The organism is Roseobacter sp. MED193 (genome assembly GCF_000152965.1).
Classification (GTDB): domain Bacteria; phylum Pseudomonadota; class Alphaproteobacteria; order Rhodobacterales; family Rhodobacteraceae; genus Pseudophaeobacter.
This window is the reverse complement of the sequence record NZ_CH902583.1, coordinates 4,010,777-4,029,760: the sequence shown is the minus strand read 5'-3', so window position 1 is coordinate 4,029,760 and position 18,984 is coordinate 4,010,777. Positions and strand designations below refer to the sequence as shown.

16 protein-coding genes and 1 tRNA gene are annotated in these 18,984 nt (G+C 58.2%); 7 read left to right on the top strand and 10 right to left on the bottom strand.

Features of this window, described 5'->3' with window-relative positions; translation table 11 throughout:
* From MED193_RS21685 to MED193_RS21665, 5 genes are all read right to left on the bottom strand, one after another.
* Complete coding sequence (locus MED193_RS21685) at positions 1 to 546, bottom strand: RSP_2648 family PIN domain-containing protein (protein WP_009811936.1); 546 nt, start codon at positions 544 to 546, stop codon at positions 1 to 3.
* Between the two features lie 8 nt (positions 547 to 554).
* Positions 555 to 1,769, bottom strand: a complete 1,215-nt coding sequence (locus tag MED193_RS21680) for an RSP_2647 family RNA methyltransferase (RefSeq protein WP_039966545.1) — start codon at positions 1,767 to 1,769, stop codon at positions 555 to 557.
* A 92-nt stretch (positions 1,770 to 1,861) separates the two neighbouring features.
* Positions 1,862 to 2,638: a DUF6778 family protein gene (locus MED193_RS21675; RefSeq protein WP_009811934.1), complete on the bottom strand. Its 777-nt coding sequence runs from the start codon at positions 2,636 to 2,638 to the stop codon at positions 1,862 to 1,864.
* A 232-nt stretch (positions 2,639 to 2,870) separates the two neighbouring features.
* Positions 2,871 to 3,143 carry a hypothetical protein gene (locus tag MED193_RS21670; protein ID WP_009811932.1) on the bottom strand — a complete coding sequence of 91 codons (273 nt, stop codon included), beginning with the start codon at positions 3,141 to 3,143 and terminating at the stop codon, positions 2,871 to 2,873.
* The gene (locus MED193_RS21665) at positions 3,127 to 5,925 is read right to left on the bottom strand and encodes a [glutamate--ammonia-ligase] adenylyltransferase (RefSeq protein WP_009811931.1); all 2,799 of its coding nucleotides are present in this window, start codon (positions 5,923 to 5,925) and stop codon (positions 3,127 to 3,129) included. The genes MED193_RS21670 and MED193_RS21665 overlap by 17 nt, the downstream gene beginning before the upstream one ends.
* 530 nt (positions 5,926 to 6,455) lie before the next feature.
* Here MED193_RS21665 and MED193_RS21660 point away from each other — a divergent pair.
* From MED193_RS21660 to MED193_RS21645, 4 genes are all read left to right on the top strand, one after another.
* Positions 6,456 to 7,124 carry a cupin domain-containing protein gene (locus tag MED193_RS21660; RefSeq protein ID WP_009811929.1) on the top strand — a complete coding sequence of 223 codons (669 nt, stop codon included), beginning with the start codon at positions 6,456 to 6,458 and terminating at the stop codon, positions 7,122 to 7,124.
* Positions 7,124 to 8,221 carry an FAD-dependent oxidoreductase gene (locus MED193_RS21655; RefSeq protein WP_009811928.1) on the top strand — a complete coding sequence of 366 codons (1,098 nt, stop codon included), beginning with the start codon at positions 7,124 to 7,126 and terminating at the stop codon, positions 8,219 to 8,221. The genes MED193_RS21660 and MED193_RS21655 overlap by 1 nt, the downstream gene beginning before the upstream one ends.
* Positions 8,218 to 8,796: a TetR/AcrR family transcriptional regulator gene (locus MED193_RS21650; protein ID WP_009811927.1), complete on the top strand. Its 579-nt coding sequence runs from the start codon at positions 8,218 to 8,220 to the stop codon at positions 8,794 to 8,796. The genes MED193_RS21655 and MED193_RS21650 overlap by 4 nt, the downstream gene beginning before the upstream one ends.
* 245 nt (positions 8,797 to 9,041) lie before the next feature.
* Positions 9,042 to 9,719, top strand: coding sequence for a nitroreductase (locus MED193_RS21645; protein ID WP_009811925.1), 678 nt, complete (start codon positions 9,042 to 9,044; stop codon positions 9,717 to 9,719).
* Positions 9,720 to 10,269: 550 nt separating this feature from the next.
* Here MED193_RS21645 and MED193_RS21640 read toward each other — a convergent pair.
* Positions 10,270 to 10,356, bottom strand: a tRNA-Leu gene (locus MED193_RS21640).
* A 177-nt stretch (positions 10,357 to 10,533) separates the two neighbouring features.
* Positions 10,534 to 11,004, bottom strand: a complete 471-nt coding sequence (locus tag MED193_RS21635; RefSeq protein WP_039967179.1) for an Lrp/AsnC family transcriptional regulator — start codon at positions 11,002 to 11,004, stop codon at positions 10,534 to 10,536.
* 126 nt (positions 11,005 to 11,130) lie between these two features.
* On the opposite strand from MED193_RS21635, the gene putA reads away from it, so the two are divergent.
* Positions 11,131 to 14,538: a bifunctional proline dehydrogenase/L-glutamate gamma-semialdehyde dehydrogenase PutA gene (gene putA, locus MED193_RS21630; RefSeq protein WP_009811922.1), complete on the top strand. Its 3,408-nt coding sequence runs from the start codon at positions 11,131 to 11,133 to the stop codon at positions 14,536 to 14,538.
* Between the two features lie 60 nt (positions 14,539 to 14,598).
* Entirely contained in the window at positions 14,599 to 15,384 is a 786-nt protein-coding gene (locus tag MED193_RS21625; protein WP_009811921.1) for a rhomboid family intramembrane serine protease, read from the top strand.
* 92 nt (positions 15,385 to 15,476) lie between these two features.
* Here the strand turns inward: MED193_RS21625 and MED193_RS21620 are convergent, their stop codons facing one another.
* Positions 15,477 to 16,262: an inositol monophosphatase family protein gene (locus tag MED193_RS21620; RefSeq protein WP_009811920.1), complete on the bottom strand. Its 786-nt coding sequence runs from the start codon at positions 16,260 to 16,262 to the stop codon at positions 15,477 to 15,479.
* A 239-nt stretch (positions 16,263 to 16,501) separates the two neighbouring features.
* Here MED193_RS21620 and MED193_RS21615 point away from each other — a divergent pair, with 239 nt between their 5' ends.
* On the top strand, positions 16,502 to 17,542 hold the full coding sequence (locus tag MED193_RS21615; RefSeq protein ID WP_009811919.1) for an NADP-dependent oxidoreductase: 1,041 nt from the start codon (positions 16,502 to 16,504) through the stop codon (positions 17,540 to 17,542).
* A gap of 95 nt (positions 17,543 to 17,637) precedes the next feature.
* Here the strand turns inward: MED193_RS21615 and MED193_RS21610 are convergent, their stop codons facing one another.
* Positions 17,638 to 17,994, bottom strand: a complete 357-nt coding sequence (locus MED193_RS21610; protein ID WP_009811918.1) for a hypothetical protein — start codon at positions 17,992 to 17,994, stop codon at positions 17,638 to 17,640.
* Positions 17,995 to 18,026: 32 nt separating this feature from the next.
* A complete protein-coding gene (locus MED193_RS21605) occupies positions 18,027 to 18,932 on the bottom strand; it encodes a LysR family transcriptional regulator (protein WP_009811917.1) in 906 nt (301 codons plus the stop codon).
* Between the last annotated feature and the right edge of the window lie 52 nt (positions 18,933 to 18,984).

The following is an 18,984-nucleotide window of genomic DNA, read 5'->3' as shown; positions in this document are numbered from 1 at the left end:
TCACAGGCCTGCCAATGCTTTGGCAAGGCGCGGAAGCCGCGCCTTTTTCAATAATGGTCGCATTTCCCAGCCACCGCCCGACAAACGGTTTGCCTCGGCCAGCACCCTTTGTCCCAGGGTCTCTAACCCCGCATTGTCTTTCAACCAGAGGTCATAGAGCAACTGGTCGGGACCGAGCCGCTGCAAGCCTTCTTCGGCCAGGGTCTGACGCGGGAAATCCTTGTTGTTGACGGTGACAATGGCAGCGGCATGGCCAGTGATGGCAGCGGCCAGAACATGCACATCGGCCGCGTCCGGCAACCAAAGACGCGTCTCTACGCCCGGCGCTGGCGCGACAATTGCCTTGGGCCAATTGGCCTTTAGCAGTGCGACCTCCGCCCGGGCCTGTGCGGCGCCTTCTGGGCCCAACTTCACGGCGGCGCGGCTCCACTCTTCCAGAATGCGCGCCGACCACAGCGGTCTGAAGGCGCCCAGTGCCGCCGCACCGATCAGCATTTCGCGCATCACGGTGGGGTATAGCACACAGGTGTCCAGCAGCAGTTTCATATCCCGGATCAGTCCAGGCGGAAGAAGACGGATTTCAGATAGCCGCTTTCGGCCAGCTGTGGCAATTGTGGATGGTCCGCGCCCGCATAGCCGGTGTGGATCAATTGGCCACGGCGACCAGCGCGGCCAATGCCCCGTGCCGAAGCATTGCGGAACCGCGTCAGATCCGCGGCATGTGAACAAGAGCACAATCCCAAATAACCACCAGGTTTGACAAGCGGCGCTGCCAGTTTGGCGATCCGCTCATAGGCACGCAAGCCCGCCTCCAGAGCCTGCTTTGATGGGGCAAAGGCCGGAGGATCACAGATCACCACGTCAAAGCTGCGCCCTTCCTCCGCTAAGGCCGCCAATTGCTCAAAGGCATCCCCCTGACGGGCCATGAAACTATCCCCAAAGCCAGATGCCTGCGCCCCCTGCCCGGCAAGATCCAATGCTGCGGAAGAGCCGTCAACACAGGTCACAGTGCCTGCTCCGGCAGCACGCATTGCGAGGCCAAAACCGCCGACATGGGAAAATACATCCAGCACATCGCCCCCCTGGGGAACTAAGCGGGCGGCAAAGGCGTGGTTTTCGCGCTGATCATAAAACAGACCGGTTTTTTGTCCCCCTGTCAGATCCGCCATATAGGTGGCACCATTCATTACTACAGGCACCGGTGCGGTTGGTGTCTCACCCAATAGGGTCAGGCTCTCATCATCGAGCCCTTCCAACCCGCGGGTGCGCCCAGAGGCATTCTTCAAAATCACATCGCAGCCAGTAACTTCTGCCAGGGCCGCCGTCAGCGCCTCCAGATGGGCCTCGGCCCAGGCGGCATTGGGCTGCACAACGCAGGCCTCGCCAAAGCGGTCAATGACAACCCCTGGCAGCCCGTCGGCCTCGGCGTGGACCAGGCGATAAAATGGCGCATCATACAGCTGGGTTCGCATCGCGAGCGACTGGGAAATCCGAGCCGCAAACCATTCCTGGTCTATCACCGCCTCGGGGTCACGGTCCAACATCCGGCAAATGATCTTGCTGGTTGGGTTGACCGCAACCGTGCCCATTGGCGTCTGCGCCTCGTCCAGCAAGACGGCCAGACTGCCGGGCTCCAGCTTGCGGGTGCGCCGGTCGGTCACCAGCTCATTGGAATAGACCCAGGGAAAGCCGTGGCGCAGGGCGCGGGCATTGGCTTTGGGCAGGAGTTTTACGCGGGGGCGCTCTGGCGCAGGGGATGTGGCTGTCATGAGGCCCCTCATAGCCCCATCCTGCCAACAGGGAAAGGGGGCCAGCACGGTCTGTGCGGCCCCCAATGGCTCTGCAAGCCTGGTCAGACGTTCTAGAGCTTATTCAAGGCCTGGATCAGCCCTCCCCGACGGGGCGCCCGGCTGCCCGGTGTCAGGATTTCTTGTTGGATCACCTTCGCCAGGAAACCGGTGATCCGGACCTTTTGGGTTTGTCCTTCGGCAATGGCAACCAAGGCCTTACGTCCGCCATAGGCGTTCAGGTCCGCCTCGATCTCGCGCACCTCGGTCAGGGCCTCGCCTGTTTCCGCGTCCCGCAACACCATGGTGAAAGAAATCGAATGCACCCCACCGGTGGTGTAACGTGCTTTTTGGGTCAGCGCATGGAAACGCAGTACTTCAACATCCAGTTCGGCCTGCACCGGCCCAGAGAGCGGGCGCACACCTGCCTCCAGTGCGTTTAGCACGATGGCCTGAACCTGCGCGTGGCGATTGCCCAGCGGGTCCTCACGCCAGACGATATCGCCCTGCGGAATATAACGGTTTGCTTCGGAGACTTTCAAAGTTCGGGGGACACGCACGGTTACCTTGGTAATCGTCATATCGGACCCCGCGACACTGCCAATCGGTCGGTAGCTCGGCTGCCCGCTTGTGAGGTCACCACCAAATGTATCGACGGCAAGAACAGGCGTGACCGATCGCGGCTGCAGGTCCAATACAGCCCCTTCAATGGGTTCATAGCCCTGGGCGACTGTGCCGTAAGTGTCTGGAAGCGACTCAAATGGGGCATTGCGGGAGGGGATATCCACTGCTGCACAAGCCGAAAGGCTGCAGCCCAATGCGATAAGAAAAACGGTGCGAAGGGTCATCATTGCTCTGCTCCTTGCCAATCGCCGGGGAATCCCAGCGTTTCTGGATCAAAGCCAACCTGACCCGGAATCGGGGCAGCATTGAGACAAATTTAGTCCAATTTAACGAAATCGAAATCTATTTGCGCCTGTCCCAGCGGCAAGCCAAGGCCTAGGCAGCCCGGCTTTTCCGCGCGACGCAAGCAAGAAATTGACCTTCCAGCATGGCAGCAACACTGGGACCACCGCGGCAGGCTTAGTCGCGTGAACGCGAACGCCAGCCGCCACGACGGCGTGGCCGGATGCTTTCATCCAACCCCTGTTGCAAGACTTGAGTCATCGGGTGGCCCTGCGGCTCACGACTGTAATGCGCCATAATCTGGGTGATCGCTGACCGGTTGTCGAACTCGGCGGGCAGGCTCAAGGCCCAGTCCAAAAAGATGCTGCGACATTGGCTCTCGGTAATGCCCTCAATCCGGTAAGCCTCTCTGATCAGCTGTTTATGGTCCAGTTCAGCCAAGGTCGTCATGGCCTGTTTCCCTCTGTATAGACCGCGAGATAATCGCAGCGCAGGTCTGATAGGCCGTTTTCAGGGCCTGTTCCAGTTCTGCCAAGTTCCCATAATCAGCACTGCGGCTCAAGAACTGAGCACCACCCTCTCCCAGGGCCTCTTGATCAAGAACACCGCTGGAAAGCAGCCGGGCGGCCGTCTGTACCGACCAGTATAATGCGTAAGAGTCTTGCAAGACCACTGCATCAGCGGCATCCAGCCAGCCAGCAGCGACAGCCTGGTCCAACCCGCTGGCCACATCTCGCTGAGCGGATTTTGTCAGCAATGCTCCGGCCTGAGAGAGCAATTCGATATCCATCATGCGCCCAGCTCCGGTTTTGGCGTCCCATATTCCGGTTGGGGTCTTGGCGGAGGCAAGGCGATCGCGCATCTGGGCGACCTCACGCAGCACCCCTTCCTTTTTCGTCTCCCGCCCCAGAACACTGCGCCGGAACCGTTCAAAATCCTGCAGCAGGCTCGGCACTCCCGCCACCCCCCGCGCCCGTGTCAGCGCCAGGTGCTCCCAAACCCAGGCTTCGTTTTCCTGATAATGGGTAAACGCTGGCCAACTGGTAGCAACGGGGCCCTTGTTACCTGAGGGGCGCAGACGCATGTCCACCTCATAAAGCCTCCCCTGAGACATGGGCGCCGACAGCGCCGTGATCAGCGCCTGGGTGAGACGGGCATAGTAGCTGCGCGTAGCCAAAGGTTTGCGCCCCTGTGACGTCTCCACGTCCTGAGGATCATAGACCACAATGATATCGAGATCGGACTGCGCATTGATCTGCCCAGCCCCCAAAGAGCCCATGGCAATAACCATGGGCCCAGTGCCAGGAGGCGACCCATGTTTGATAGAGAACTGCGCAATCACCCGTGGCAGGAGCGCTTGGATCACGGCCTCAGCCAATTCACTATACTGCGTTGCTGCCACCTTAGCATCCAAGAGCCCGCGCAGATGGTGTACCCCAATGCGGAAATGCCACTCCTTGCACCAACGCCGCGCTGTATCGAGCTGGGTCTCATAATCCTCTTCAAGAGCAAGCACCGCCTCAAGTTCCTGGCGCAGCACATCCCCGCCTGGCCAGTCTTCAAAGAAGCTGCCGCCGATCACCGCATCAAACACGCCAGAGTTGCGCGACAAAAACCCAGCCAGAGCATGAGAGGTCCCAACGATATCCACCAACAGGTCCATCAGGTGCGGATTGGCCTCAAAAAGCGAAAACAATTGCACGCCTGCAGGTAGGCCAGCCAGAAACCCATCCAAGGCCAAGAGCGATTCAGCGGGTTTTGCAGTGCGCGCAAGTCGGCTTAGCAACTCCGGCTTGAGCCGTTGGAAAATCTGCGCGCCGCGCTCGGATCGCAAAGCCGGATAGCTTGGCCAACGGCCGATAATACTTTCGTCGAACCCTTCCGGAATATCTGCTTTGGGCGGGGCTGCTGCATCCGGCGCAAAGAAGTCTTCGGTCATGTTGTGAACCTCAACCAACCGGCGGTGTATTTTTGCCTGCAATTCTGCCGGATCTTCGCCCATCAGACAGGCAACCCGGGCAATACCCTCGCCGGAGTTTGGCATCTGGTGGGTCTGGGCATCATGCACCATCTGAATACGATGCTCGACCTCGCGGTGGGCGCGATAGTGATCGCTAAGTTGGGTGGCAATCTCTGAGGGGATCCAGTCCCTTTGGGCAAGCGCAGCAAGTCCCTCGACGGTACCGCGCAGCCGTAGCCCCTCGTCGCGTCCGCCCGCGATCAACTGGCGGGTCTGGGTGAAAAACTCGATTTCGCGGATGCCCCCGCGCCCCAGCTTCATATCATGCCCAGGCACGGTGATGGGGCCACCGGTGCCTTTGTTTTCGCGGATGCGAAGGCGCATATCATGGGCATCCTGAATAGCAGCAAAATCCAAATGCCTACGCCAGACAAAGGGGCGCAAGGTCTTTAAGAATGCCTCCCCCGCTTCCAGGTCCCCAGCACAGGGCCGCGCCTTGATATAGGCTGCCCGCTCCCAGGTACGGCCAAGGCTTTCATAATAGCGCTCGGCGGTCTCCATAGCGATACAGGCCGGGGTCACTGCTGGATCAGGACGTAGCCGCAGATCGGTGCGAAAGACATAGCCATCTGACGTGCGATCGCTCAACGTTGCGCACATATTGCGGGTCGCCCGCGCCATGCCCTGGCGCGCCTCAAAGAAAACATCCGGGTCAAAACGGGTTTCATCAAATAAGCAGATCAGATCAATATCCGAGCTGTAGTTAAGCTCATAGGCGCCCATTTTTCCCATAGCGAGTATGGACAGACCGCCAGCAGTCTCCACATCTGCCTCCGTGAGGCCCGGCAGCTTTTGGCGCCGAATAAGTGCCGCGATTTCGGCCTTTATCGCAACATCCGCGCTCAGTTCGCCAAAATGAGTAAGCGCCGTCGTCACCTCTTCCAGTGACCAGCTCCCACAGAGATCGCAAAGCGCTGTCAGCAGCGCGACTCGGCGCTTGGCCCGCCGCAAGCCAGGCTTCAGTTGATCCGGAGGCAAAGTCTTACAGTCTTCAAACACCGAGGCCAAAGCCTGCCTGGGCTCCGCCAGGGCCGGACCAATCCATTCCGCCTCCTGCTCGATCAACCTGCGCAAATAGGGGCTGGAGCCCGCAGCACCAGCAATGAGTTGTTCGGTTTCCGGATTCAACCCACCGACAAGCGCGCGGGCTTCGGCTCCGAGGTCGGGGTCATAGGCAATGGGAAGGCGGGTGACGTGCAGATGATCAGACATGTCGAACACTGTTCCGCCAGACCAGTGGCGTCAATCCGAGAACCATCAAGTCGTGGGAAGAAAGCGCAGATCAAAGATCAATTTCTTATCGCAAGGTAAGGAATACCCGCCTCCAAAAACGCTTACACAACCCTTAAGATAGTCTTGCTGCTGCGCTCTTCGATTTGTTTCGTTTTTACCGGTTAACAAGTGTGCGGTTTTTGGCTTTTCTTGTGGGGCTATTGTGCCTCGCGGCTCAGAGAATAGCCGTTGTTTTGTTTAAGTGTTTGCCTATTGGAAGAGTACAGCAGCGCCCCTTCCCCCATTTACGTTTTCTTTGTGCTGCGCCTACAACCGCTGGACAGTGCCAAAAGCGTGATCTTCGCCATCTTTACTTTGCTTCAGACCACCGCTATCTACCTACTAGTAGATAAAATATTCTGTACTGCAGTGGAAAGCCTTCCGCAGCGCGCCCCGACCGTCCCTTTAGGGTCCCGCCAAACCGCACCGCGACCACAGGTCAAAGAGCTTCAACAATCGGAGTGATACACATGGAAATTAACGCAGATTTCTCAAAACGCACACTCGTTCATTCAGCAGAAGAACCCTGGGTTTCCTCCCCCATGGCCGGTGTTGATCGGCGCATGTTGGATCGGATTGGTGATGAAGTCGCCCGCGCCACCACCATCGTCAGATATGCACCAGGCAGTCATTTTTCCCCACACACCCACACAGGCGGTGAGGAATTCATCGTTCTGGAAGGCGTGTTTCAGGATGAACATGGCGACTATCCGGCAGGCAGCTACGTGCGAAACCCGCCTACCAGCAGTCATACCCCGGGGTCTGAACTGGGCTGCACCATCTTTGTCAAACTCTGGCAGTTCGACATGGCGGACCGGACCCAGTTTCGCAAGGAAATGAAGACGGGGCCTGAGACGGGGCCAAACGGCGTATCCACGCTAGAGTTGCATCGCGACGCGCGCGAGGTCGTCAGTTATCATCAGATAGTGGGTGAAACCGCATTTGAAATTAATGCCCAAGGAGGGATCGAACTGCTGGTCCTTGATGGCACTCTGCGCGAGGGCGGCGATCAACTCGAAACCGGTTCCTGGCTGCGCCTCCCCGAAGGCCAACCGCTGCAAGCCATGAGCGACAAGAAAGGCGCAAGGGTTTGGGTCAAAACTGGTCACCTGCCCTTTGCCAGACCACCGGCAGCCTGATGGAGACGGATATTGCCATCATCGGCGGTGGCCTTTCCGGACTTTCGCTTGCCTGGCATCTTGCCAAGGCGGGTCGTGACTTTCAGCTGTTCGAAGCACGCGCCCGCCTAGGCGGGCGGATCGCCTCGCTACAACGGGTGTCGCCTGTCCAAGCTCCTATTGGGCCATTGGGATATGATCTAGGTCCCTCTTGGTTCTGGCCAGGCCAGCACCGGATGGAGAGGATGGTCCAAGCACTCGGCTGCAAAAAATTCGACCAATACGCCAGCGGAGCGACCCTTATTGAGACCGAATCCGGTGAGATTCTACGCAATCTCGGTCTTGCCTCCATGCGGGGTGCCTGGCGATTGCAGAGCGGGATACGCGGGCTGATTGACGGAATTGCACAGCCGCTTCCCCCTGACCGTTTGCATCTCAACCATGCGCTTTCGGGGCTGCATCAGAATGGCCGACTTATTTTCAAAGAAGGGCAAGAGTATCAGGCGCAGCGGATCGTCCTGGCTTTGCCTCCCCGCCTGGCGGCGGGTCTGTCTTTTTCTCCGCAGCTCACCCCGGCACAGCAGCAAGCCCTCACAGGGATTGCGACCTGGATGGGCGGACAGGCAAAATTTGTCGCGCTTTATGACCGCCCCTTCTGGCGGGAGGATGGGCTATCTGGCGATGCGCTGAGCCAGGTCGGGCCACTGGCAGAAATTCATGACGCCTCGCCGCCGCAGGTCGAGCTCAACAAAGAAGCACCCGCAGCCCTTTTTGGCTTTGTTGGTCTCCCCGCACTGGCGCGCTATGGCCAAAAAGAGGCCGTGACCCAAGCCGCCTTGGCACAGCTGGCCCGTCTTTTTGGCCCAAAGGCAGCGCAGCCCGTCACCGTCGCCTATCAGGATTGGGCCCAGGAGGCCTACACTGCCACGCCGCAGGACCAATCCCCTCTGCGACAACACCCCTCTTATGGCTTGCCAGCCTCCCTACAAAACCTCTGGCAGGGGCGCCTTGCTTTTTGTGTAAGCGAACTGGCCCCCGACGCCGGCGGTTACCTGGAAGGTGCCCTTGCGGCAGCAGAGGAACAGGCAGAGCTCTTGCAGAGAGAACCGACAAAATGAATAAAGTCGATACCAAGACCAACCTGATGGATGCGGCTGAACAGCAAGTGCGCCAAAAAGGCGCCGATGGGTTCAGCTATGCAGATCTCAGCGCGCAAGTCGGCATACGCAAAGCCAGTATTCACTACCATTTTCCCACCAAATCAGATCTCCTAACCGCAATCATGGCGCGGTACTCACAAGAAGTACTGACAACACTGGACGGCTATGTCGATCTGTTCCCCACCCCAAAGGAGCAGCTGATCGCCTTTGTCGCCTTCTATCGCAGCGCCTTAGAAGAGGGGGACAAACTCTGCCTCTGTGTCGCCTTCACCGTTGGCCGCGATGCGCTAGCACCACAGACCCGCCTGGAAATATCCCGCTTTCGCGACGCCGTAGCGACCTGGCTGCAAAACCGTTTTGAACAGCTCTCCTGCGCCTCACCGGCCCGCGGCTGGGGGGAAGACCCAACAGCAGAAAGTGCCGCGACCCTGGCATTGGTCGAAGGCGCGCAGCTGGCCGCGCGAAGCACTGCGGATCTTGCCCACTATGACGCTGCAACGAAGTGCTTTTTAGGGCGGCTGGGGCAACTGTGACTGCGAGGTCGATCAGAATGCTGCAAAAGACCCAAGTGCCGCATCCCGAGGCCATGTTTCCCATGACCGCGGCGGATTGTGCCGCTGCGGCACATTGTCAAAATCATCTACAAAGCAGTGATCCTCAGGCCTAAGGTCTTGCTCGAACAGGTTTTGGCCAAGGGGCAAAATCAAACAGGCCAAACCAGCAGCATGCCCATCTTTGGCGCGCAGTCTGGGGTCAACAAACAAGGTGGGGGCATGTTATGGAACTAGAACAGGCAATTCGGGAGCGGCGTTCAATCCGGGGCTTTACGAAGGATCCAGTCTCAAAGGATCTGCTGGAAGAGATCATAACCCTGGCCAACCGGGCCCCCTCCTCAATGAACACCCAGCCTTGGCATCTGCATGTCTTAACTGGGGAGCCACTCGAGCAGGTTCGCCGAGGCAATACTGAGCGCATGCTGGATGGCACGCCACCGACCCGCGATATCGAAGACTACGCCGCCTATGAGGGCGAGCACCGGACCCGCCAGATCGAAATTGCCGTGCAGTTGTTCGAAGCAATGGGGATTGAACGCCACGACAAGGAACGCCGGCAGGATTGGGTGATGCGGGGCTTTCGCCAGTTTGATGCCCCTGTCTCTATTGTTGTCTGCTTTGATCGCTCACTCTTGGACAATACAATCGCCCATTTCGATACCGGAGCCATGACTTACGGCTTGGTCCTGGCCGCATGGAGCAAGGGCCTAGGGGCCGTGATTAATGGGCAGGGTATCATGCAAAGTCCGGTTGTGCGCGAAGTGGCCAAGATTCCTGAAGATCAGATCATCCTGACCTGTGTCGCACTGGGCTGGCCTGACGAGAGTTTTGTAGCAAATTCGGTCGTTTCCCGACGCCGCCCGCTGGAAAACACCACTCGCTTTCTGGGCTTTGAAAGCTGAACAGATCAAGTCACCCCCTTCCCTCAGGGAGCTAACCCGGGCGTTTCAACGGCGCGGCCCTCCCTCTGGCCATTGGTGCGAGTGACAGCGGCGATCCCGCCGCAAGGCCCCTTGGCTAGATGTAGGCACGCAGCATTCCCTTCAAGTACAAAGCTAGAATATCAACCCAGAGCGGCCCCAATCACCCCCGTCGTTAGCGTCTCAACATTCCCGCAGGGAGAGCGTGCTGTGCAATCCAAAATATCGCGAGTGACTTCGACCTATGAAACCCGCATCGCGGAACTTGAGCAGGAAAAAGCGCTTATCGAAGAGGAAATTGCTAAAATCGACACCTCAGACCATTCATTCGAAGAAATGTTCGAACTTTCTATGCGGTTTCTCGCAAGCCCTTATGAAATATGGGAGAAAGGAGATCTAGAAGTGAAGAAAACTGTACTGAGACTGGTGTTTACCCGACCGTTAACCGTTAGTCGAAAAACCGGTGTTCAAACTGGAGAAACCACCTTTCCTTTCAAAGCTTTACACTTCTTGAAAGGAACGCCGTTTGAAATGGTGCGGGCGGTGGGACTCGAACCCACACGGGCACAAGGCCCAACAGATTTTAAGTCTGGTATGTCTACCATTCCATCACGCCCGCAACCTAGGCAAAACTCTTGGCCTTACCTACGGCCCATGATTTAGCCTTCTAAACATCCGGGCACAATCGATTTTGTCAGCAAAACCAAGATTTCTGCCCCCCGAATTCTCCCACAGCAGGCATTGAGGTGGCGCACAAATAGGTGACATTGTCACGACCGCCGAGCCAGGTCCCCACTCAGACCGAAGCCAGAGCCGCATCTTCCTTGACCGCCTGCATTGCAACATAGGTTGAGGTGGCCGAGACATGGGGCAAGGAGGAAATCTTCTCCCCCAATACCTGACGATAGTCCGACATCGACCGGGTGCGCACCTTGAGAAGATAATCAAAATGCGAAGCCATCAGATGGGCCTGCTCGATCTCGGGAATGCGCGCCACAGCCGCGTTGAATTTGGTCAGGGCCGCCTCGCGGGTATCGGTCAGCTTAACCTCCACAAATGCGACATGATCAAGGCCCAGACGGATCGGATCAATCAAGGCCCGGTAGCCGGTGATGATCCCCTCACTTTCCAGTCGGCGTAAGCGGGTCTGCGTCGGAGATTTCGACAACCCGATACGGCGGGCCAGGTCCGCAACGGAAATCCGCCCGTCCTCCCCCAATACGTTGAGAATCTTTCGATCAAAACCATCAAGATCTGAAAAGTCCATCTGCGCTCCCGAAGCGGCCAAGTTCCATCCATTTGCCATACCATAACTTCATTTTAAGGCGATTGTCCTGCAAAAAAGCCGGTACTCTACCCAAAACGAACTCCTTCACAGCACTGGAGCCTGAGAATGACCCAGCACAGCAAACTGCGTGACCGGATTGATGCCGGAACCTATGTCGATCAACAGGAAATGTTTGCACACTTGAATCAAACAGCCGCGTTGGACGAAGCAGATCGCACCGCGATCAGCGCCAAGGCGGCTCAATTGGTGCGCGACATCCGGGGCCATTCTAACCCAGGATTGATGGAGGTCTTTCTGGCCGAATATGGCCTGTCCACCGATGAAGGCGTTGCCCTGATGTGCCTGGCCGAAGCCCTCCTGCGGGTGCCTGACGCCGATACGATTGATGCGCTGATCGAGGATAAGATCGCCCCTTCAGACTGGGGCAAGCATCTGGGGCGCTCCTCCTCCTCATTGGTCAATGCCTCCACCTGGGCTTTGATGCTAACCGGCCGTGTACTAGATGAGGACCGCAGCCCCGTCGGCGCGCTGCGCGGGGCGATCAAGCGCCTGGGAGAGCCGGTGATCCGCACTGCCGTTAGTCGCGCCATGAAGGAAATGGGACGCCAGTTTGTTCTGGGCGAAAACATCGAAAGTGCCATGAAACGGGCGGCAGGAATGGAAGCCAAGGGGTATACCTATTCCTACGACATGCTAGGCGAGGCCGCCCGCACCGAGGCCGACGCCGCGCGCTACCACCTGGCCTATTCCAAGGCGATTTCGGCCATTGCTGCAGGCTGTACCGACACCGATATCCGCAAGAACCCTGGCATCTCGATCAAGCTCTCGGCGCTGCACCCCCGTTATGAATTGGCGCAGGAAACCCGCGTCATGGAGGAGCTGGTTCCGCGTATCAAGGCGCTCGCTTTGCTCGCAAAATCAGCAAAAATGGGCCTCAACATCGACGCCGAAGAGGCTGATCGCCTATCGCTGTCCCTGGAAGTGATCGAGGAGGTGGTCTCAGATCCATCCTTGGCGGGTTGGGACGGTTTTGGCGTTGTGGTACAGGCCTATGGGCCGCGCACTGGTCTGGCCCTGGACGCAATCTATGAGATGGCGGAGAAATATGACCGCCGCTTTATGGTACGTCTGGTCAAAGGTGCCTATTGGGACACAGAGATCAAGCTGGCCCAGGTCGAAGGGGTCGACGGTTTCCCGGTTTTCACCAACAAGGCGCTGACGGATGTCTCTTATATCGCCAATGCCCGCAAACTGTTGCAGATGACAGACCGGATCTATCCGCAGTTTGCCACCCACAACGCCCATACTGTCAGCGCCATCCTGCATATGGCCGAAGATGCCGAGCCCTATGAATTCCAGCGCCTGCACGGCATGGGCGAAACCCTGCACAACATGGTGCTGGACCAAAACCAGACCCGTTGTCGGATCTATGCACCTGTTGGCGCCCATAGTGATCTGCTGGCCTATCTGGTGCGCCGACTGCTGGAAAACGGCGCCAACAGCTCTTTTGTCAACCAGATCGTTGACGAAGAGGTGGCCCCCGAAGTGGTCGCCGCCGACCCCTTTGTCGAGGCCGCGGACTGCGCCAACAAAATCCCAACCGGACCAGAGCTTTATGCGCCGGAACGGCCCAATTCCAAAGGCTTTGACCTAGGCCACGCCCCGACCCTAAACCGGATTGAGCAGGCCCGCGCCCCCTGGCACAATCACAGCTGGCATGCGGCGCCGCTGATTGCCGGGGAGCCGGCCCCCGAGGCACCCGAGGATGTCATCAACCCCTCTGATCTGACCCTTGTCGGACAGGTATCCCCGGCCAGTGCCGCGGATGTAGAACAAGCGCTCGAGGCGGCACAGCCCTGGGGTGCTCCAGCCGCGGAACGTGCTGCGGCGCTAAACAAGGCGGCGGATCTGTATGAGGAGAACTTTGGCGAGCTTTTTGCCATTTTGGCGCGCGAGGCCGGTAAAACCATTCCAGACGCGGTAGCCGAGTTGCGTGAAGCAGTGGACTTCATGCGTTACTACGCCGCCAATATCCCCGATGTCGCCCCCGCTGGTGTCTTCACCTGCATCTCACCTTGGAACTTTCCGCTGGCGATCTTCTCCGGTCAGATCTCTGCCGGGCTGGCCTGTGGCAATGCCATACTGGCGAAACCAGCAGAACAGACACCGCTGATTGCCCACCGTGCCATTGCACTGATGCATGAGGCCGGAGTGCCGCGCAGCGCTTTGCAACTGCTGCCAGGGCAAGGCTCAAAAATTGGGGCCGCTCTGACTGGGGATGCCCGGGTTGACGGCGTTGCCTTCACCGGTTCCACCGCCACTGCAATGCGGATCCGCAGCAGCATGGCCGACGCCCTGCGCCCCGGCGCGCCTTTGATCGCTGAAACCGGTGGGTTGAACGCCATGATTGTCGACAGCACCGCCCTGCCCGAACAGGCCGTGCAGTCGATTATTGAAAGCGCCTTTCAATCCGCAGGCCAGCGCTGCTCTGCTCTGCGCTGTCTCTATCTGCAAGACGACATTGCTGACGGTGTGCTGACCATGCTCAAAGGGGCGATGGATGTGCTGAACCTCGGTGATCCCTGGCATCTCAACGTCGACAGTGGCCCGGTGATTGATGCCGGTGCCCGGGCCGGCATTCTGGCCCATATCGACCAGGCCCGCGCCGAAGGCCGCGTGTTGAAGGAGATGAGCACGCCACAGGCCGGCACCTTTGTCGGGCCAACCCTAATTTCGGTCACTGGCATTGGCGATCTGGAGCAGGAGATCTTTGGTCCGGTTCTGCATGTGGCCCGGTTCAAATCCCAGGATCTGGATAGGGTCATCGACGATATAAATGCGACCGGATATGGGCTGACCTTTGGCTTGCATACCCGCATCGACGACCGGGTGCAGCACGTCTGCGACCGCATTCACGCGGGCAATATTTACGTGAACCGCAACCAGATTGGCGCGATTGTCGGTAGCCAACCCTTTGGCGGCGAGGGACTGTCTGGCACCGGTCCCAAGGCAGGTGGGCCGAACTATCTGGCCCGGTTCTGCGCGCCAGATCGCCAAACCAGCCTCGAGACCTGGGGGACCACCACCGCAGAGTTGCCCGGCGAAACCGGCGTTCCGGGCCGCCCGTTCACCAGCTCCCTGCCCGGTCCGACGGGCGAATCCAACCGCCTGACCACCTCAGCCCGTCGCCCTCTTCTGTGCATGGGGCCCGGGGCCAAGGCGGCAGCGGCCCAGGCCAAAGAAGTGATCGGCATGGGCGGCACCGCCATCGAGGCCCACGGTATGTTTGATCTGCACCGGCTGGAGTTCATCCAGGGCATTTCGGGCGTGCTGTGGTGGGGCGATGAGGACACAGGCCGCGAGATCGAGCAGACCCTTGCCAAACGTCAGGGCCCTATTCTCCCTCTGATCCCGGGTCACCCTGACCGCGCCCGGGTTCTGGCAGAGCGTCACGTCTGCGTCGATACCACCGCCGCAGGTGGCAACGCCGCCCTGCTGGGAGGCGAGAGTTAAAATAACTTTGACGCTATAAGATCACTTGACGCTGGGCCAAAACCGGCCCAGCGTCACCCCATGTTTCCGCTGCGCGACCACAACCCGTCAAACTGCACTCCCTATGTGGTCTATCTGCTGATCACCGCCAACGTTCTGGCCTATGTAATGTATGCCGGGCTCAGCAGTGACCCCCGCGCGCTGATGCAGTTCTATCAAGCCTATGCCATCATCCCCGCTGAAATCGTCGGAGGGGAAAACGCCTCCAGCCTTTTCACATCGGCCTTCATCCACGGTGGGTTGATGCATCTGGGGGGCAATATGCTGTTCCTTTGGATCTTTGGAGACAACCTAGAAGACGAGATGGGCCACTTGCCCTTCCTCGCCTTCTACCTTGCCTGTGGCCTTGGCGCCGGGGTGATCCATGTGCTTGCAGCCCCAACCTCGCAGGTGCCGACCATTGGTGCCTCTGGGGCGATTGCAGGGGTCATGGGAGGATATCTGTTGCTATTTCCCAAAGCTCGCGTCGATATCCTGTTGATCCTGATCGTGTTTTTCCGGGTGATCACGGTTCCCGCCTCACTCATGTTGGGGCTTTGGCTTGTCTTGCAGATTTTTGGTGGCTTTGGCTCGAACCCAAATGAGGGCGGTGTCGCCTATTGGGCCCATGCCGGGGGCTTTGCGGTCGGGTTGGTACTGGCCCTGCCCCTCTGGATCATCCGCGGAGGCCCGCGTTATTGGCGGCAAACAGCAGGGTCACCGCCCAACCCCAAGACAGAATACACCTATAGTGTCACCCGTGTGCCGCGCCTGCCACGCAAAAAGAAACACCCTGTGCGCACGCACCCCGGCCCCTGGGGCAAGTGATGCGACCTCAGCACGCAGAAAAGGCGCACCCCAGGGACACGCCTTCTTCAAACTCAAAAACCTGAACTTAGCAGGATCCAAACGGATCTGGATTAGCCCCGGATCACTTTGGCAAAGCTCTCAAAGATCGGCTCATTAGAGCAGATCACTTCGCCGCTCTCGACAATGCTCGCCTCTGGGTCAATGGATTCTGCCAGACCGCCTGCCTCTTTTACAATGATGATACCCGCAGCGAGGTCCCAGGCATGCAGGCGCCGCTCCCAGAAGCCCTCGTAGCGGCCAGCAGCCACATAGGCCATGTCGAGCGCAGCGGAGCCAAAGCGGCGCACACCAGCAGTCGCAGGTAAAAGGCGCGCCAAATCCTGAAGGGTCTCGGGCAGATCGGCGCGACCGGCAAAGGGCAGACCAGTGGCAAAGATCGATTCAATCAGGCGGTGACGGGCGGACACACGAATGCGGGTCTCGTTCATCCAGGCACCGGTGCCTTTTTCGGCAAAAAACATCTCATCCTTGGCGGGATCATAGATCACACCAGAAACGATCTTGCCCTTGTGCTCCAGCGCGATGGAGATCGCCCAATGCGGCAGACCATGCAGGAAGTTGGTGGTGCCATCCAGCGGATCGACAATCCAGCGACGGGTGGGATCTTCACCTGGGGTTTCGCCACCTTCCTCGGCCAGCCAGCCATAGGTGGGACGTGCGCCCATCAGCTCTTCTTTCAGGATCTTCTCGGCAGCGATATCGGCCTTGGAAACAAAGTCACCGGCGCCCTTGCGCGAGACCTGCAGGTTTTCCACTTCCTGGAAATCCTTCACCAGGGAACGGCCAGCCTTGCGGGCGGCTTTGATCATCACATTAAGGTTTGCGCTGCCAATCATGTCTGCTGGATCCTGTTGAATGCGGGGAGATGTCGGTCAATGCGTGCCTATACGCCGCAGGGGCGCATTTGCCAAGGGTGAATACGGCATCTGGTGGATGCGCTTTGACTCAAAAGGTGATTGGTTTTCCGCAGGGTCATTTCTATGAGAGTGTTGTCAAAGACCAAACTGAACGACACAGTTCAGTAAACCCCATCGCTTCACCAAAGTGGGCGCTGGAGCACACTAGGGAGAGAAACATGAGCGCAGAGATGCAAGAAATCGTTTTGGCCAGTCGCCCAGATGCGGCACCAACTGCTGAGAACTTCCGACTGGAAAGCGCTGAGCTGCCTCAGCCTGGAGAAGGGGAAGTGCTTGTAAAGGTGCACTATATGTCGCTAGACCCCTACATGCGGGGCCGCATGGATGACGCCAAATCCTATGCCGCCCCAGTGCCCATCGGTGGCCGTATGGAAGCGGGTGGTGTCGGCGAGGTGATCGCGTCAAACAGCCCTTATTTTGAAGTTGGCGATTTTGCCTTTGGGATGTTTGGCTGGGCCAGCCACGGCTGTCTGCCTGCCAAAGAGCTGCGCAAGCTGGACCCAAAGCAGGGGCCAATTACAGCCGCACTCGGCGTTCTGGGCATGCCCGGGTTTACCGGATGGCATGGCTTATCCGCTTATGGCCGCCCCCAAGCCGGTGAAACCCTGGTTGTGGCCGCAGCGACCGGCCCGGTCGGTTCCATGGTGGGGCAGCTGGCCAAACAGGCGGGCCTACGCGTTGTCGGCATCGCGGGCGGCGCAGACAAATGTAAGATGGCGGTGGACACATTTGGCTTTGACGCCTGCCTAGATCACCGCGCCTATGAAGATGCCCGCGCCCTGCGCAAAGATCTGAAAGAGGCCTGCCCCAAGGGGGTCGACATCTATTTCGAAAATGTTGGCGGCAAAGTTTTGGAGGCTGTACTGCCGATGATGAACCCCCATGGCCGCATCCCGATCTGCGGCATGATCGCCTGGTACAACGCTGGTGGTCTGGGCGAAGGCGCCAGCGATGCGGCACTCACCGGGCCAAACATCTGGCGCAATGTGCTGGTAAAGTTCCTGTCAGTGAACGGCTTTATCATCTCCAACCATTTTGATCGCTACCCTGAATTCCTCAAGGAGGTGGGCCCAATGGTCGCCAAAGGCGAGCTCCGCTTTGTGGAAGACATCGCCGAAGGGCTGGAAAACGCCCCCGCCGCCTTTATGGCAATGCTGAACGGAGGTAATACCGGCAAGCAGATCGTCAAGCTGGTGTAATCCCCATTTTCAATGATGTATGCGAAGGGCCTTACGGCGGATCTTTCGATCTGGGGCCCTTCGTCAGCAGACTGGTTTCCAATTTGATATGTTGCTTAGTCGTCAGCAAACAAAGTGCCGATGCTTTCACCACTGATTTCATCACTTTCATGCCAAGACACCCAAATCGGCGCCTCGCAGAGCCCTGCGTTTTGCAAATTGTTGCAGAGCAACCGTGACAGTGATTTGGGATCGCCCGCCAGCTTGTGTTTCCGAAAGTAGCAGTCGACACGCCAATGGGGAGCTACCCCTTCGGTGTATTCTGGCCGCCATACAAAATACCTGGCAATCGGAGTAGAAACAGAACCGGATCCGATCCGGTTGCGCCGCACATGATAGATCTCACCGATCCGCGCTTCTGAAGTTTCACTCCCTCTGGCGCTAAATATCTCATTCAAATCGAACTTGTGCATGTCAGCCGTTCCTCACAAGGCTAATCCACTGCCTATTGCTGCTGCAGTTTGCGCGCTTCGACTTTAGCCAGACGGATCAGTTCTTGCATATAGGGCTTTTGCCGGTCGTCACTGCGGATTGCCGCATAAAGACGGCGGGTGATGCCCTCTTTGGTCAACGGCCGGGTGACATAGTCGGAGGAGTACTTCACCTCGCGCACCACCCAATCCGGCAGCACCGAGATCCCCCGATTAGAGGCCACCAAGAGCAGAATGACGGCTGTCAGCTCCACCTGACGGATGCTTTCGGGCTCTACCCGTGCAGGGATCAGCAATTGGCTGAACACATCCAGCCGCGTCTTATCTACTGGATAGGTAATTAACGTCTGGCCGATAAAGTCCTCTGCCTCGACATAGGGTTTCTTGGCCAAAGGGTGCTGTGCCGAAGCAACAAACACCGCCTTATAGTCAAAAAGCTCAATAAAATCGACGCCTGGAATATCTTCTGGATCCGAGGATACCACCAGATCGACTTCCTCTTTTTGCAGCGCAGGGAGCGCGTCAAAGGCCAGGCCCGGACGAATGTCCACATCCACGTCCGACCAGTTCTTACGGAACCCCTCAAGCACCGGGAACAGCCATTCAAAACAGGCGTGGCATTCAATGGCGATATGCATCCGTCCCGCGTGGCCATCGCGCAATGAAGAAAACTCAGCCTGCGTTGCTTCGACCTGAGGCAACACCTGTTCAGCCAAACGCAGCAGCCGCAACCCGGCGGCCGAAAGCTTCATCGGTTTGGAACGCCGCAAAAACAATTCCACACCCGCTTGGTCCTCCAAGCCCTTGATTTGGTGGCTCAATGCGCTTTGGGTGATGTTCAATTGATCGGCTGCACGCGCCAGTCCCCCCGCCTCGTGGATGGCCTTGATGGTGCGCAGGTGGCGAAACTCGATATGCATAACTTCAGATCAGCTCATGTTGTTCTTGAGAATTATGAAATTGTTTCACAAT

Excerpts from the sequence above, each read along its gene's own strand:
- MED193_RS21685 (WP_009811936.1), bottom strand. The coding sequence starts at position 546 with ATGAAACTGCTGCTGGACACCTGTGTGCTATACCCCACCGTGATGCGC.
- MED193_RS21680 (WP_039966545.1), bottom strand. The coding sequence starts at position 1,769 with ATGACAGCCACATCCCCTGCGCCAGAGCGCCCCCGCGTAAAACTCCTG.
- MED193_RS21675 (WP_009811934.1), bottom strand. The coding sequence starts at position 2,638 with ATGATGACCCTTCGCACCGTTTTTCTTATCGCATTGGGCTGCAGCCTT.
- MED193_RS21670 (WP_009811932.1), bottom strand. The coding sequence starts at position 3,143 with ATGACGACCTTGGCTGAACTGGACCATAAACAGCTGATCAGAGAGGCT.
- MED193_RS21665 (WP_009811931.1), bottom strand. The coding sequence starts at position 5,925 with ATGTCTGATCATCTGCACGTCACCCGCCTTCCCATTGCCTATGACCCC.
- MED193_RS21660 (WP_009811929.1), top strand. The coding sequence starts at position 6,456 with ATGGAAATTAACGCAGATTTCTCAAAACGCACACTCGTTCATTCAGCA.
- MED193_RS21655 (WP_009811928.1), top strand. The coding sequence starts at position 7,124 with ATGGAGACGGATATTGCCATCATCGGCGGTGGCCTTTCCGGACTTTCG.
- MED193_RS21650 (WP_009811927.1), top strand. The coding sequence starts at position 8,218 with ATGAATAAAGTCGATACCAAGACCAACCTGATGGATGCGGCTGAACAG.
- MED193_RS21645 (WP_009811925.1), top strand. The coding sequence starts at position 9,042 with ATGGAACTAGAACAGGCAATTCGGGAGCGGCGTTCAATCCGGGGCTTT.
- MED193_RS21635 (WP_039967179.1), bottom strand. The coding sequence starts at position 11,004 with ATGGACTTTTCAGATCTTGATGGTTTTGATCGAAAGATTCTCAACGTA.
- putA (WP_009811922.1), top strand. The coding sequence starts at position 11,131 with ATGACCCAGCACAGCAAACTGCGTGACCGGATTGATGCCGGAACCTAT.
- MED193_RS21625 (WP_009811921.1), top strand. The coding sequence starts at position 14,599 with ATGTTTCCGCTGCGCGACCACAACCCGTCAAACTGCACTCCCTATGTG.
- MED193_RS21620 (WP_009811920.1), bottom strand. The coding sequence starts at position 16,262 with ATGATTGGCAGCGCAAACCTTAATGTGATGATCAAAGCCGCCCGCAAG.
- MED193_RS21615 (WP_009811919.1), top strand. The coding sequence starts at position 16,502 with ATGAGCGCAGAGATGCAAGAAATCGTTTTGGCCAGTCGCCCAGATGCG.
- MED193_RS21610 (WP_009811918.1), bottom strand. The coding sequence starts at position 17,994 with ATGCACAAGTTCGATTTGAATGAGATATTTAGCGCCAGAGGGAGTGAA.
- MED193_RS21605 (WP_009811917.1), bottom strand. The coding sequence starts at position 18,932 with ATGCATATCGAGTTTCGCCACCTGCGCACCATCAAGGCCATCCACGAG.